The sequence below is a fragment of the Moorella glycerini genome (genome assembly GCF_009735625.1).
GTDB lineage: Bacteria > Bacillota > DSM-521 > Neomoorellales > Neomoorellaceae > Neomoorella > Neomoorella glycerini.
Map to the genome: position 1 here is coordinate 1376267 of NZ_CP046244.1, position 14336 is coordinate 1390602.

The 14336-nt window shown below is 50.7% G+C and carries 13 protein-coding genes; 12 read left to right on the forward strand and 1 reads right to left on the reverse strand.

Annotated features, from left to right (window positions below; translation table 11 throughout):
• The first annotated feature begins 23 nt into the window (after nucleotides 1–23).
• From MGLY_RS06915 to MGLY_RS06930, 4 genes are read left to right on the forward strand one after another with little or no spacing between them, the layout of a single operon-like run.
• Nucleotides 24–353 (forward strand): STAS domain-containing protein, encoded by a 330-nt coding sequence (locus MGLY_RS06915; RefSeq protein WP_156272651.1) that lies wholly within the window; start codon nucleotides 24–26, stop codon nucleotides 351–353.
• Complete coding sequence (locus MGLY_RS06920) at nucleotides 354–1091, forward strand: PP2C family protein-serine/threonine phosphatase (protein ID WP_156272652.1); 738 nt, start codon at nucleotides 354–356, stop codon at nucleotides 1089–1091.
• The gene (locus MGLY_RS06925; protein WP_246187435.1) at nucleotides 1072–1392 is read left to right on the forward strand and encodes an STAS domain-containing protein; all 321 of its coding nucleotides are present in this window, start codon (nucleotides 1072–1074) and stop codon (nucleotides 1390–1392) included. The genes MGLY_RS06920 and MGLY_RS06925 overlap by 20 nt, the downstream gene beginning before the upstream one ends.
• 6 nt (nucleotides 1393–1398) lie before the next feature.
• A complete protein-coding gene (locus MGLY_RS06930; RefSeq protein ID WP_156272654.1) occupies nucleotides 1399–2634 on the forward strand; it encodes a flagellar assembly protein A in 1236 nt (411 codons plus the stop codon).
• Between the two features lie 72 nt (nucleotides 2635–2706).
• Here MGLY_RS06930 and MGLY_RS06935 read toward each other — a convergent pair whose 3' ends face one another.
• Nucleotides 2707–4521: an IS1634 family transposase gene (locus tag MGLY_RS06935; RefSeq protein WP_156272643.1), complete on the reverse strand. Its 1815-nt coding sequence runs from the start codon at nucleotides 4519–4521 to the stop codon at nucleotides 2707–2709.
• Between the two features lie 269 nt (nucleotides 4522–4790).
• On the opposite strand from MGLY_RS06935, the gene MGLY_RS06940 reads away from it, so the two are divergent.
• The 8 genes from MGLY_RS06940 to MGLY_RS06975 all read left to right on the forward strand — a co-directional run bounded on the left by MGLY_RS06940 (nucleotide 4791) and on the right by MGLY_RS06975 (nucleotide 14293).
• The gene (locus MGLY_RS06940) at nucleotides 4791–5294 is read left to right on the forward strand and encodes a FapA family protein (RefSeq protein ID WP_156272655.1); all 504 of its coding nucleotides are present in this window, start codon (nucleotides 4791–4793) and stop codon (nucleotides 5292–5294) included.
• Between the two features lie 118 nt (nucleotides 5295–5412).
• Nucleotides 5413–6357, forward strand: a complete 945-nt coding sequence (locus tag MGLY_RS06945; RefSeq protein WP_156272656.1) for a 3-hydroxyacyl-CoA dehydrogenase family protein — start codon at nucleotides 5413–5415, stop codon at nucleotides 6355–6357.
• 541 nt (nucleotides 6358–6898) lie between these two features.
• Nucleotides 6899–8206 (forward strand): amidohydrolase, encoded by a 1308-nt coding sequence (locus tag MGLY_RS06950; RefSeq protein WP_156272657.1) that lies wholly within the window; start codon nucleotides 6899–6901, stop codon nucleotides 8204–8206.
• A gap of 27 nt (nucleotides 8207–8233) precedes the next feature.
• Nucleotides 8234–9433 (forward strand): o-succinylbenzoate synthase, encoded by a 1200-nt coding sequence (gene menC / locus MGLY_RS06955; RefSeq protein ID WP_156272658.1) that lies wholly within the window; start codon nucleotides 8234–8236, stop codon nucleotides 9431–9433.
• A gap of 32 nt (nucleotides 9434–9465) precedes the next feature.
• Complete coding sequence (locus MGLY_RS06960; RefSeq protein WP_156272659.1) at nucleotides 9466–10665, forward strand: Nramp family divalent metal transporter; 1200 nt, start codon at nucleotides 9466–9468, stop codon at nucleotides 10663–10665.
• A gap of 144 nt (nucleotides 10666–10809) precedes the next feature.
• Nucleotides 10810–11787 (forward strand): dihydrodipicolinate synthase family protein, encoded by a 978-nt coding sequence (locus tag MGLY_RS06965; RefSeq protein WP_156272660.1) that lies wholly within the window; start codon nucleotides 10810–10812, stop codon nucleotides 11785–11787.
• Nucleotides 11788–11801: 14 nt separating this feature from the next.
• Nucleotides 11802–13091: a beta/alpha barrel domain-containing protein gene (locus MGLY_RS06970; protein ID WP_156272661.1), complete on the forward strand. Its 1290-nt coding sequence runs from the start codon at nucleotides 11802–11804 to the stop codon at nucleotides 13089–13091.
• A 155-nt stretch (nucleotides 13092–13246) separates the two neighbouring features.
• Nucleotides 13247–14293, forward strand: a complete 1047-nt coding sequence (locus tag MGLY_RS06975; RefSeq protein ID WP_156272662.1) for a LacI family DNA-binding transcriptional regulator — start codon at nucleotides 13247–13249, stop codon at nucleotides 14291–14293.
• Nucleotides 14294–14336: the final 43 nt, after the last annotated feature.

Consider the following 14336-nt stretch of genomic DNA (forward strand, 5'->3'; position numbering starts at 1 on the left):
AAAGAAAGAGGAGGAGCGATATTATGCTGGCAGTCTCTGTAACCAAGGGCGCTTATGGGCGCTGTTTAAACCTTAAAGGGGAGTTAGACATGGAAACCTTGGCCACGCTGGAGCGAGCAGCAGAAGTACAGGAAGGAGAGCGGCAATTGGAAATAAACCTGGCAGGGGTATCCTTTATAGATTCTACAGGTCTCAGGGGTTTATTAGAAATACAGCGCCGGTGGTCAATGAAGGGAGGTGAGGTACGGGTTATTAACCCCTGTCCGGAGATTGCCGAAGTTTTCCGGCTCGTAGGTATGGAAGAACTTTTAGATTGTAGTGACCAGAGCCAGGTAACCGGGGGTGAATATTAAATGTCCCTGGATATCGGTGGCAAGGGGAAACAAATAATACATGCCGGTATACAGGGTGCCGGGTGTAGTATTCCAGCAGACGTGGAAGGCGGCGACTTTTTTGCTTTTATTCCCCTGGGAGAAGATCAACTTATTATTGCTATCGGAGATGTAATGGGTAAAGGTATGCGTGCTGCCGGGCAAATGAAGGAGCTTTGTACAATCTTACATGCGTGTACCAGGAAAGAGCTGTCCCTATTAGAAATCATTAATCAGCTGGCTGAAATCGGGGGAAAGCGGCTGCATCGCGCCGGTTCCTTTGCCACCCTGTGCCTTATTTCTTATGAACAGCAGCATAATTGTTTAACCTGCCTCAGCGCCGGACACCCGTCTCCGGTAATATTTTCAGGCCGTAATATCCACGTACCCCGGGTAAGGGGGGTGGCCCTGGGTTTCCTGGAGGAATACCAGGGTACTCGACCGGAACAAGTTATCCTGTCGAGCGGCGATGTAGTTATCCTGTATACCGATGGCCTGCTAGAAGCCCGCGATGCCAACGGTCAAAATTATGGTTTAAATCGCCTCAAAGAGATAGTTGCCGCCAATACTTGCCTGGATGCAGTTGAACTCCAGGAGGTTATCTTAAATGACTTATTTACCTTTACCGGCTGCAGGCAGCAGAGGGATGATGTAACCCTGGTAATACTTAAGAAAGACCTGGAAAAGGGGGGTGAGTGTCATGGAGATCAGGGTAAATAATGAAAAGGAAAAGGCCACCCTGCTGGTAGCGGGGGAACTGGATTATAGCAATGTTGCCCAGTTGCAGCAAGAGATTGAAAGGCAAGAGGCCCCCCTGGTGGAGGTAGATCTTAAGGACTTGCAGTTCATGGATTCCTCCGGTGCCGGGATGCTTCTCAGCCAGGCCAGGTTGTTGAGCCGGCAGAACCGCGTTTTGAAAATTACCCATATACCCGCAAATATTCGCCATGACCTGGAAATAATCGGTTTTTTCCGCGTCTTAGAAACCCTTAAAGGCGCCCCTCAAAGTAGAGGGGAGTGATTGCAGATGGAATCTTTAAAGGCTGGTGCCCTTGAGCAGCCCGGGGAATACGGCGCGGCATCCCGGGCGGCCATTATAGACGGGCAGCTGGTAATAAAACACCCGCCCGGAGGCCCTTATCCGGTGATAGTTCCCTGCCCGGGGTTGCGCCTGGTAGTAAATGGGAAAGAACGAAGCGAACCGACGCCTGTAAATGAGAAGGACAGGGTGGAAATAATCGTTCTGGATGAAAGGCGGGAAGGATACTGGCAGGTAAAGGTTAGTGCGGATAAACTGGAAGCACTTTTACAGGTAAAACCCTGGGTATTAATCCGGCGGCAAGTGCGGGACCTGCCACCGGCGCGGGTTTTATACCTGGAGGTCCTGGAGCACGAGGATTTCTATAAACCTTTTACCCTGGAAGATTTAACCCGGGAAATGGGGCGCCAGGGTATCAAGTATGGTATCGACTGGCAGGCCTGTGCCCGGGGACTGGAAGCCTCAACTGAGGGTACTTTAACCATTGCCCGGGGGCAACCACCCGTACCAGGTAAAGACGCCTCGGTAGAATTATTCTTTACTACCCAGCAAAAGGTTCCAGTAACAGTCGGAGAAGAAGACACGGTGAACTTCCGGGAAAGATTTCGTTTCACCGCGGTTGAAGCCGGAATGGTCCTGGCCAGGAAACACCCGGCTGAAGTGGGGCGGCCGGGGAAGGCGGTAACGGGGGAAATAATCGTGCCCCCCGAGCCCAGGGATATTCAAATGACAGCCGGTTCCGGCGCTGTTTTAAGCAATGATGGTTTGGAGATAATTGCTACCACAGCTGGCCGCCCCGTGGCAAGGGGGTTAAAAGGGCGAGTTGTTATCAGTGTGCTCCCTGCCCTCATGCACCCTGGTAATGTTGATATCACCTCGGGAAACATTTCTTTCACTGGCGATGTCAAGATTGCCGGCCAGGTTGAAGAAGGGATGAGTGTTGAGGCTGGTGGTAATATTTATATAGCGGGAGCTGTATCCAGGGCCATGGTCCGGGCCGGTGGCTTAATTGAGGTACGCGGCAACGTTTTTTCTTCCCTGCTGGCCGCCGGGAGTACGGTGGCTTTACAGCAGGAATTCGGCTCAATACTTGCCAGGGTTGCTGCCATCCTGGAGCAATTTGTTGCCGCTGCTACCCAGCTTTTCCATCATCCTTCCTTCAAAAAGGATGACCTTAAAGGTGGTATTGGTCCCCTGGTATTATTGCTTTTAGCCCAACTTTGACACCGCCCCTTAAAAATCAAGGGGTCCATAGGGACAATTGTCACTACAACCCCTTTCTGGGGCTCTTAGTGGCTACCTGAAGGTTAAAATTTTAGGTGGAAGTGGAAGGCCCAAAATTTTTAACAATTCACTCTGGCTTTGTCCGGGCTGGGTGATACTATAAATCCGCTTATCAAGAAACTGCTGGTCAACAGCCTTTATCTCTTCTAATAATTCCAGGATACGGCGGCCGCTTTTATGGGCAACCTTCCAGCGGCGTAACTCTCTTTCTTGACTTTCAGGATCAGGGATTTGTTTCGCCTTAAAAATCTCATCTTCAATATATCGGCGATGTATCACCTCCAGCCATTTTTCAAAGAGATAAGCCAGCACACATATAAAGATGTGTCCCTTAACCCGACTTTCGTTGTAGTGGTAGATAGGCCTCAAGCGAATGAAGTCCTTGATATGGCGAAAGGCGGTTTCTACCTGGAGCAGGTTTTTATAGGCGGCAATTACCTCCTCAGCTGGCAGGTCAGCATTAGTCTGGATTAAAAATTTGCCGTCCCGCAAAGCCTCTTTAGCCAGAGCCGGCTCATTAATTTCAAAGTTGAAAGACTTGCCGTCATAAGTAATATCAAAAATTGGAGCAAGGCCCTTCTTGTTAAGGATAGCAGCTGCTTTAAGCATGACTCCTTTTGTGGTAGGCTTGCGCCCCCGCCGCGGGGTTTCCCGGGCCAGCCTGTCTTTCAGCTCTTGCAATTTTATCCTGGCTTCTTCTATCGCTTTGACCCGAAATTCATAATCCTCTTGGGCTTTGAGAGGATTGTGGCAAAGGATATAGCGAACCGGAGGCTCGAAGTTTTCCTTTTCTTCCTCTTCTCCCTCTACCAAGTTTTCTTTAGGGGGAGCCTGTACCTGCTCTGGTGGTACTTCCACATAAAAGAGGGGGTTATCGCCGTCTATTAGCTGGTATTCTTCGAGGTTTTGGTACCTGGCCAGTAGTTCATCGCTCACTTCCCGGCCGCGTTTATGAAAGCCCAGGATATAACGGAAGTTAGCCTCCTTGAGTTCTTCTAAATTATGACTGGTCAGCATACCCCGGTCGCCCACGAAAATACAGCTCTTGATGGCAAACTTTTGCTTAAGTTGTTCGATGGCGCCAGCCACGGTTACTTTATCAGGTATATTACCTTCAAATACCTGGTGGGCAATAGGCATGCCTTCCGGAGTCACCAGGAGGCCAATATTAATTTGCCGGCAGTCCGGCCGGTGGTCGCGGGAATAACCGAACCTGGCCAGGGGGCAATGGGTACCTTCAAAGTAGCTGCTGGTCAAGTCGTAAAACACCAGGTTAAGCTGATAACTCAAGAGATCCGTAAGCCGGTTGTACAAGTGGCGTTCCAGATAATCCTTCATTTCTTCCAGGACGTCAAGAGTACGGTAAAAATGATGCAACTCAGGCTGTTTCTCTTCCAGTTCCGGCAGGTAAATTTGCCTTAACCATTGGGATACTCCAAGCTTGCTTTTAGGAGCGATGAGGCGGTTTAAAATCATAATCTTGGTGCATAAGGCCACATCCATCTCTACTTGACGATTTTGGAGATAGTTTTTAAAGAAGGCGTCCAGGTCCAGTCGCTCCCAGAAAAAATTCACCACATAGGGGATACCATAATGCTTGGTGCCGAAGGTCTGGAGGTCCTTAACAGTGCCCAGCTCATCTTCCTTAAGGAATTCCCGCAGTTTATTAATAAGCCGCTGTATCTCTTCCTGGGAATACTGGTCGATGTTGCCTAAATGCCCAACCTGGCGCTGTTTTACCTTGCCTTTTTCCCGGTAGGATTCTACCAGGACCAGATAATGGTAGGTATGGCCGCCGCGCCTGGTAGTGATAATACGGGGGAACAAAGGGGCATCACCTCGGTTATCGTCATTACTATTATACCAAGAGATGCCCGGCGTGAAAATACTCTAAGGCAGATTTGTTTTCACTACGTTTTGCCGACTTCGGTAGAGAAAGATCGTTGATATTACTAGTCTTGGTGGTCTTTAAGCCCTTGAAATAGAAGTTTTAGTGTCAAAGTTGGGTTTTAGAGAAGAAATTTCGCGATCTTCCTGCAGCTGTAGAATTACTAAAAAAGGAAGCCCACAGCCTTCCTGCTATATCAATGAATAGTTTGACGGCATTGATGAATGACCTGGAACGCCTGGTAAGGACGCCATTGACCATTAATAGTTTAGAGCAACTGGAATCAATGTTGAAAGAAATTATAGCCTGGCGGGATGAGATTAATACACCGCCTCAAGGTGCGGCCGACATTATAATTCACTACGCCCTTAACTCAACCGTTGTAGCTACCGGTAACATTAAAGTAATAGGTGATGGCTGTTATCATACCAGGTTGCAGGCCGGGAAAGCGGTAGCTGTGCATGGTGTGTTCCGCGGTGGGGAGATCCAGGCCCAGGGTGACGTTTATATTAAGGAACTGGGCTCCCGTACCGGTACGAGCACCAGGGTCGAAACCCAGGCTGGGGCTGCCGTGACCATAGCTCATGCTTTTGAGAATACTTCCATCCGGATAGGTTCCCGCCAGTATTCTTTTGTTCAGGAAGAATGGGGAGTGCGGCTATGGCTTGACCGGGAAGGAAACCTGGCCAGGCGTAATATTCCAGCCTCATAGCAGCAAAGCCGGATACCCCCTGAAGGGGGGCTTTTTACTTCCAGGAGGAAATTAAGGGGGGAGGAAGAATTATTAAGGGGTTTTTGCAATAACTAGACTGGGGTAAAGAAGGGATATCATGCAACTGGAAGACATCAAGGAAATAGCCGTTTTAGGCACCGGCACCATGGGCCATGATATTGCTTTATTATGCGCCCTGGCAGGATATCAAGTGCGACTTTTTGGCCGTAGTGAGGATAGCCTTAACCGCGGCTTCAGGGAGATTCGCTCCGGCCTGGAGTTGCTGGCAAAGGGTGGCCTGGTGGAGGCTTCCCGGACTGAAGGGGTTATGACGAACATCAAAGGGTTCACGACCCTTGCTGAGGCTGTTACAGGGGTTGATTTTGTCATTGAAGCCATTGTTGAGGACCTGGCTGTTAAGCAAGGGGTATTTCGCGAAGTCGATGCCCTGGTTCCACCCCACACCATCCTGGCTTCAACCACATCCGGCCTGGACCCCACAAAGCTGGCGGCATTAACCAGGCGGCCGGAAAGGGTTGTTGTCACCCATTTCTGGAATCCACCCCACTTGCTCCCCCTGGTGGAGATTGTACGGGGAGAAAAAACGGCTGACGCTACCGTGGCCCTGGCCAGGGGCCTGGTGGCCAGGCTGGGCAAGAAACCAATTGAAGTTAAAAGGGCCGTTCCAGGCTTTGTGGGTAACCGGTTGCAGTTCGCCCTCCTGCGCGAGGCCCTGTACATCGTCGAGCAGGGCTGGGCGACGGCAGAGGATGTGGATGCGGCCGTGAAATACAGTTTTGGCCGGCGCCTGGCGGTTACCGGTCCCCTGGAAAGCGCCGACCTGGGGGGACTGGATGTGTTTTATAACATCCAGTCTTACCTTAACCAGGACCTCTGCCATGAACGGGGGCCGTCACGGCTTCTCAAGGAGAAAGTAGAGCGCGGCGACCTGGGTACCAAGACCGGCCGCGGCTTTTACGACTGGCAGGATGAACAGGTGCTGGCCATTAAAAAAGCCCGGGAAGAAGACCTGATTCAGCGAATGAAGGAAGATAATTTTTGAGGAGCCCCTCATGGGAGCTGGCGCCCCCGCTAGCGAACCATGAAAATGTAGCTTGAAGCAAGGGGCTGGCGGGTACAGGCGGAAGGCGACTTGGTTCGAGGCGTCAGCAAACTCAGCAAAGCCGCAGCGAGGCGGCGGTGAACGGGATGGGGATCGTAACGTGGCTTTAGAAACGAGAAGTACCACGCCCCGTTATGGTTGATCAAAGAGATAAAGTTAAGCCACCCCCGCCGCCGAGCAAGGCTGAGCGCTAAGTTTGCTAGCCGAGAACCACCGGAGCCTGGAGGCTGTACCCCCAGCCCAAAGAAGCTGGGGTAGAGGGCTGGGTGCAGGGATATGGTATCCCATGACGGAAACTTAGCCTTACCGCCGCTTCATCAAGTAGCCCTCGAAGTAGTTCGGGGGTTATTTGTTTTCAGTATTTCCCTTAAGAAATTAGAAATTAAAGCAGGATTTTTGGAGAGGATGGAGAATATTATTTAGAGACTATATAGAGACATGACCTTAATGTGGATAAATATATCCAAAATGGAGGTTCTCAATGTATCTAAATGAACTTAAAAAAAGAGTCTGCGAGGCTATAGATGCCAGGAAAGATGAAATTATCGGGATTGGCGAGTGGATTTTAGATCATCCGGAACTGGGCTTTAAAGAAGTGGCGACTGCAAAATTGGTGACAGAAAAATTTTTATCCCTGGGATTAAAGTGTGAAACAGGCCTGGCCATCACTGGGGTTAAAGCCAAAGCTCCAGGGAAAAGCCATGAGCTAACAGTTGCCATAATGGGAGAAATGGACGCCGTTGTTTGTCCTGACCATCCCCGGGTTGACCGGCAAACTGGAGCAGCCCATGCTTGTGGCCATAATGCCCAGGTAGCCTCAATGCTCGGGACAGCCTTCGGCCTGATACTAAGTGATGTCATCAAAGAATTGGATGGAGATGTAGCTTTTATGGCCGTACCGGCCGAAGAATTTGTAGAACTGGAATACCGGGAGAAGTTACAGCGGGAAGGGAAAATAAAATTTTTCGGTGGCAAGCAGGAACTTATCAGGTTGGGAGTATTTGATGACATTGACCTGGCCATGATGGTCCACTCCCAGGCCAATACCCCGGAACGAAAGGCCTTTATTGCCGGCGGCAGTACCGGATTTATTGGTAAGACCGTAAAGTTTAAAGGCCGGGAGGCCCATGCCGGTGGGGCTCCCCATGAAGGAATCAACGCTTTAAATGCCGCCATGTTGGGCCTGATGGCCATTCACTCCCAGCGGGAAACCTTCCGGGATGAAGATCACATCCGGGTCCATCCCATCATAACTAAAGGCGGCGACCTGGTAAATATAGTTCCGGCCGATGTGCGAGTGGAAACTTATGTACGGGGTAAAACCTTGGAGGCAGTACTTACGGCCAATAAAAAGGTAAATAGGGCCCTGCAGGGAGGGGCTTATGCCGTGGGCGCCGAGGTGGAGATTCAAGAATTACCCGGTTATTTGCCCCTGAATCAGGATCCCGTATTAAGTGAACTCTTTAAGAAAAATATCGAACCTCTCTTTGGCAAAGAAAACATCATCGAGGGGGTAGATATGGTTGGTTCTACCGATATGGGGGATCTCAGCGCCCTGATGCCGGTTATCCAACCCACTATTGGTTGCTTTAAAGGCCCCGCCCATAGCAGCGAATTTACCATAGTAGACGAAGAGGCCGCTTATATTGCTCCCGCCAAGGCCATGGCCATGACGGTAGTTGACTTATTATTCAACGGTGCCCGGGAGGGCAAAAAAATTAAATCCCAGTTTAAGCCCCTCTTTACCAGGGAGACCTATCTTGCCATGTGGGAAGAGGTATTAGCTTAATTAAAGAAAACAGGAGGGTATATAAGTATGCATATAAATGAAGCGGCCAGGATTGAGAGCGCCAGGATTGTGGAGGTGGATATCCCCTATGCCATCCCCTTTCAGATAAGCGGGGGGATAAGTTACAGCCGTAAATCTTTAATTATTGAACTAAAGGGCGAAGGAATTACAGCCTACGGCGAAGCCGCACCCTTTGAAGCTCCTTTTTATTCTTCGGAGACCATTGCTTCCGCCAGGGCCATGCTTATTGAATGGCTTTTACCCCGGGTGATAGGCAAAGAATTTAATAGTATTGAGCACCTGAATATGACTTTAAGGGAAGGCATCCGGGGCAACAACTTTGCCCTAGCAGGTATTGAGACTGGCTACTGGGACCTTATTGCCAAAAAGAATGGTTTATCCTTAAAGGAGTTAATCCGCTATAAGCTGGAACAGCTAGGCACGCCCGAGGAGTTTTTAGCAAGCAAAGACTATATTTTATCAGGGGTTTCGGTGGGGATTCCGGAAGATAGGAGTTACCAGACCCTGGCCCAATGGATCCGTAACTATGTAGAGGAAGGCTACCAGCGAATAAAGATCAAGGTTAAACCCGGCTGGGACCTGGAGGCCATGAGGGTGACCAGGGAAGTAATCGGCCCGGATTTTCCTTTCTGGGTGGACGCCAACTCCTCTTTTGCTGTGGATGAGCATCTAGACATCTTAAAACAGATGGATGCCTTTAATTGTCTCTTTCTGGAGCAGCCCCTGCATCACGATGATCTTTTCGATCACTACAAATTGAGCCAGGAAATAAAAACCCCTATCTGCTTTGATGAGTCCTTAAAGTCTTTGCGCATTGCCCGGCAGGTCCTCGAACTGGGAGTATCTAAAATCTGGAACCTCAAGATTCAGCGGGTAGGCGGTCTCCTGGAAGCAATTAAAATTTATAACCTGGCCGTAAAAAACGGTGTGGCTGTCTGGGGCGGCACCATGCCCGAAAGCGGTATCGGCGCCATGAGTATTCTGGCCCTGGCAAGCTTTGCAGGCTTTAAATATCCCGCCGATGTCGAGGCCAGCAGCCGCTGGTATGGCAGCGGCCATGACCTCATCGAGATAACCATGGATAAGGAGGGGAGAATTGGCGTTCCAGCAGGGATAGGTATCGGGGAGATTAATAGGGAGAACTATCACAGGTATGGCCGGGTAGTATATGAGGTTGGGTTGAAGACTAGAATGGCGGCAGATTGAATATAGCAATAAGGATAGGGGGTTAAAAGGTTATGTTTTTAAAAAAGATCCTATCACTCATCGGGCCTGCTTTTATTACTGCAGCAGTGGTACTGGGGCCGGGTAGTATTACTACCAGCACTAAAGCCGGTAGCCTGCTGGGCTATTCCATTTTATGGGCGGTATTGCTGGCCAGCGTTATGATGGTGTTTTATACCAGGATGGGAGCCGCTATCGGGGTGGCCACGGGCCAATCTTCTTTGATGCAAATTGTGACCCAAAAGTATGGCAGGTGGCTGGCCGTATTGCTAGGGTTGTCCGGTTTTCTGATTTGTGCCGGGTTTCAAACCGGTAATAATCTTGGTGTCGGGCTGGCCATGTCTTCCATGTTCGGCGGGACGGTGGCCCTGTGGGCAGTCATCTTTACGATTGTTGCCCTTGCCCTGATGTGGTCTTCGAGCAGCATTTACCAGGTCCTAGAAAAGCTGATGATGGCGTTGGTGGCAGTTATGATCATATCCTTTGTCGGGAACCTATTGATGATCAGGCCCGATAGCGCAGGTATTATTAAAGGTTTCATACCTGGCAAGCCGGGCAATTTCGGTCTTGTTGTTGCTATTTCCGCCACCACTTTTAGTGTCGCCGCGGCAGCTTTTCAAGCTTACCTGGTGAAAGGGAAGGGTTGGGGGAAAGATGACTACCGTAAGGCCATGCAGGACGCTACTGCCGGTATTATTGTTTTAGGTGCCATTACTATGGTGATTATGATTACTTCGGCGGCGGTGTTATTGCCTAAAGGGATTAAAGTAAACACTGCTGTTGAAATGGCCCTGCAGTTAGAACCCCTGTTGGGCCCCCTGGCCAAGTGGTTATTCCTCATTGGTTTATGGGCGGCGGCTTTCTCCTCGTTTATTGTTAACGCCATGATTGGGGGAACCATGCTGGCCGACGGCCTGGGCATCGGCAGCACCATGGACGGTAAATGGCCTAAATTACTGGCTTCTCTGGTGATGATCTTGGGAACAGCCGTTGCTTCCATCTATAAGACCAATCCTATCCAGCTTTTAATCATGGCCCAGGCTACCACTATTCTAGGGGTTCCCCTCCTGGCCGGGGTAATGATCCTGTTGGCTAATGACAAGCAACTTATGGGCGAATTGAGAAATAATCTGGTTAGCAATATTATTGCTGTGGTCGCATTCCTCTGGTTAGTATACCTTTCTATCCGGCAATTGCTAACATTTCTTGGTTAAGGACAGTTATGTTTCCCCAAAACTTGGAAGAGATGTTCTTTATCCCAACGGCGGGTACTCCGGGACGGGCTAAAATGCGCTGGAACTAGATTTATGTATTTGGCGGCAAGCTAGAGGTAAATTATTCAAATAGGAGCGGTTTTCATGCGCGATGTTGACGTTTTTCGGGAAAGGCTGCGGCAGTCCTTTTTTCCGGCTGTACCGGTCCCCTTCCGGCAGGACGGTACCATTGACCGGCTAGCCCAGGAAAGTTATAGCCGCTACCTGGCCGGGCAGCCGGTGACCGGTGTGGCGGTGTGGGCTCACACCGGGCGCGGGCTGTTCCTTACCAGCGAACAGCGGGAGTATGTCTACTGGAGCTGGCGGGAGGCCATTGGTAACGACAGGCCGATTATCTGCGGTGTGGGCTCCCGTGTGTCACCCGGTACGGCGGCTGATGCGGAAAAGTTGTTTTTGCAGCAGGCCATGGAAATGGCGGAACAGGCGCGCAACCTGGGGGCGGACGCCCTGCTGGTATATCCACCTACCTTTTACCGCGGCACAATAGGCCAGGAGGAAAAGATTATCGCGTACCACCGTATGATCGCCGGGCTGGGCGTTCCCGTTATCCTCTTTTACCTTTACGAAGCAGCCGGGGGCATTACCTACTCCCCCGCTGTATTGCAGGAACTATTTGCCCTTCCCCAGGTAGCCGGCATCAAAATGGCTACCCTGGATTCGGTAATGACCTACCAGGACGTAGCCAACCTGATCCGGCGGGATTATCCTGCCGTTAAGCTGATTACCGGGGAAGATAGGATGCTGGGATATACCATCGCCCTGGGAGCCGACGGTGCTCTGGTGGGGTTGGGAGCAGCCTGCCCGGGGCCACAGGTGGCCATGCTGAAGGCTTTCGGCGAGGAGCGTTATGAGGAATTCGTCCGCTTGATGCTCCAGGTAGACCGCCTGGCTGAGTGCACTTTTGTGCATCCGATGGAGGGGTATATCCAGCGCATGCTATATATCCTGACCCTGCAAGGGGTAATTCCCGCCGGGGCGGCTTATGACCCCTTCGGACCGGGGATCACAGAGGCGGAACGGAGCCACATCCGGGAAACCCTCCAGGACCTGAACCTGCTGTAAGAGGAGAATTATTGATGAACGATGTTTACCTGCTGCCGGCAACCTTAGATCTGGATACCCGTATTCGGAGCCGTATAATTGCCGACTATGAGCGCTTTGGCGATTCTTCCCTACCCCAGAAGGTGGAAGAATATATTTTGGAACAATATGGAATAGATGTTTCCAGTCGTTACGGGCGGTTCCCCATCAAGAATCCCTTTGGTAAGGCCTCCGGCCAGCTTTCCACCAACCTGGCCCAGGTCACCGGGGATGCCCAGGCCGGCCTGGGGTTTGTGGTTTTAAAGACTGTTATCGCCCAGGACCAGGCGGGGCATTCGACCATGGGCCAGTGGAAGGTGGCAGCTCCTCACATGGTGGTGGAGAGGATCATTAGCCGGCGAGGTGAAGAGGGATGGACGGTTACCTGGAAGGGACGGGGTTGGGAGAAGAGCTTTGCGGCCTATCTGGATTTCATGCGGGATGCGCTGCAGGTGGGCAAGCAGTATGGCATCCCAATAGTCCCCTCCTGTAAGTACCACTTGCCCGCGGCTGGGGAAGCCTATAAGGAAGAAGAGTATCAATATACAACCCGAGAGCTGCTACGGGTGTGGCAGCAGGTCAACCCTGACTTGCCGATGCCCCTGGAAAAGGATTTCAGCCCCACCCTGGCGGGCGCGGACGTCAGCAAGGACCGGGAAAATATCCTCCGCTGGCTCAGTGAGGTCCCGGCCCGGATCAAAAAGTGGTGTCAGGCGGGGGAAATTTATCTTGGCCTTAAACTGATGAACGCCATGTACGGGGAAGACTTCCAGCTGGAAATGCTCTCCCGCTGCCTGGCTGAGGGTGACAGGCCGGGAGCGGACTTCCTGGTCTGTTTCAACCGGTTGTTCGATCCTGAACGGGTCTTTGAGGGCAAGCAGGGGGTGGCCTACGGTGGCTACGACCTGAGCGATCGCAACCTGGCGGTACTGACTGCCCTCCGGCGGCGGGAATCAGGGGGCAGCCTCCAGGCGCGGGATATCCCCATCTGCGCCACCGGCAACATCAATTCCGGCCGCATGATGGTGGAATACGCCCTGCGGAGTTGCCTCTGTGGGGAAATTCATACCTATTTTCAGTTACCAGCGAATCAATACCGGATGCGTAAGGGTAGCCGCACCCGGAAAGCGCTGCACGAATTGTTCTTCCACCCGGATAATGGCCTGGTGGCGGTGATGGCCTGGTTGCGGGAGCGATGGGGGATAGGCCGGGAGGAGGGTATAATCCGCTTTACGGACATTGCCGCCTGGTACCGGCGGCAGCCGTTATTTTCCCAGGTAAAATGAAGCCTTAGAAGTGGTATGACCAAAAGCGAGGCGGGGTTGGTGCGAACCCCGCCTTAAATTATTTTCTCTTTTCCCTGCCTGGCCAGAAGGATTTTTAAGAAAGACGTAGAATAGATATTTATAGTAAACGATTACTATCGAACGGTGTGAGTTCATTGAAGCAGCAGGCCAGAGTTACTATTAAGGAAATAGCCCGGAGAGCCGGCACCTCGACGGCAACAGTTTCCCGGGTATTGCGCAATGATGGCTATCCAATCAGCGAGGAATTGAAGGAACGCGTTCTGGCAGTAGCCCGGGAATTAAACTATAGCCCCAATTTAATCGGCCGTTATCTTAAAAATCATAGTAGCAGCGACGTTGGTGTTATTATACCGACTATTACCAATCCTTTCTATTCGCTTCTTATCCTGGGAATAGAGGAGGTGTTAAATCAAAACAATTACAGCATGCTTCTCTGCAATTCCTTCCGGGATGAGGAGAAGGAAAAACGCTATATTGATCTGCTTTTTCAAAAGCAGGTTAAAGGGCTGATCGTTGCTTCTATAGCCAGGCAACACGATTACCTCCAGCAATATATCGATAGGGGCCTGCAGGTGGTTACCTTTGATCAAGAAGTCGAGGACCTTGATTGTACTAAGGTGCTCATTGATTACGAAAAGGGCAGTTATCTGGCCATGCAGCACTTATTTGCCAATGGGCACCGGGCCATCGGCTTCCTGTCAGCGCCCTTGACCAGAAAGAGCAGGAAATTGATTTATGAAGGCTACTTGAAGGCCATGCGGGAACAGGGAATAAAAATAAATAAAGAATGGGTTGTTATTGCCGATACGGAAGTGGAAAGAAATGGTGAGGTCTATGAGTTTGAGAATGGGAAAAAAATAGCGGCCAAACTACTGACAGCATATGAAAAGCCGACGGCTGTTTTGGTGATCAATGATATGACGGCTTATGGTGTGATGCATGAACTGGCCAGCAGGGGGGTAAAAGTGCCCGAAGATTTGTCGCTGGTAAGCTTTGATAACATCTTTTTTTCTCAAATTACCAATCCACCCTTAACTACTGTTAGTTATACCACCTATGAAATGGGGAAACTGGCCGCTGAATATTTAATTAAAAAGCTTACAGGAAGCCAGACGTTACAGGCTAATATCATTTTAGAGCCCGTTTTAGTAGAGAGAAGTAGCGTTAAACCGGTTGGTTGAGGATATAATTTTGCTTCTGTAGTAATCGATTACTATAATTAGA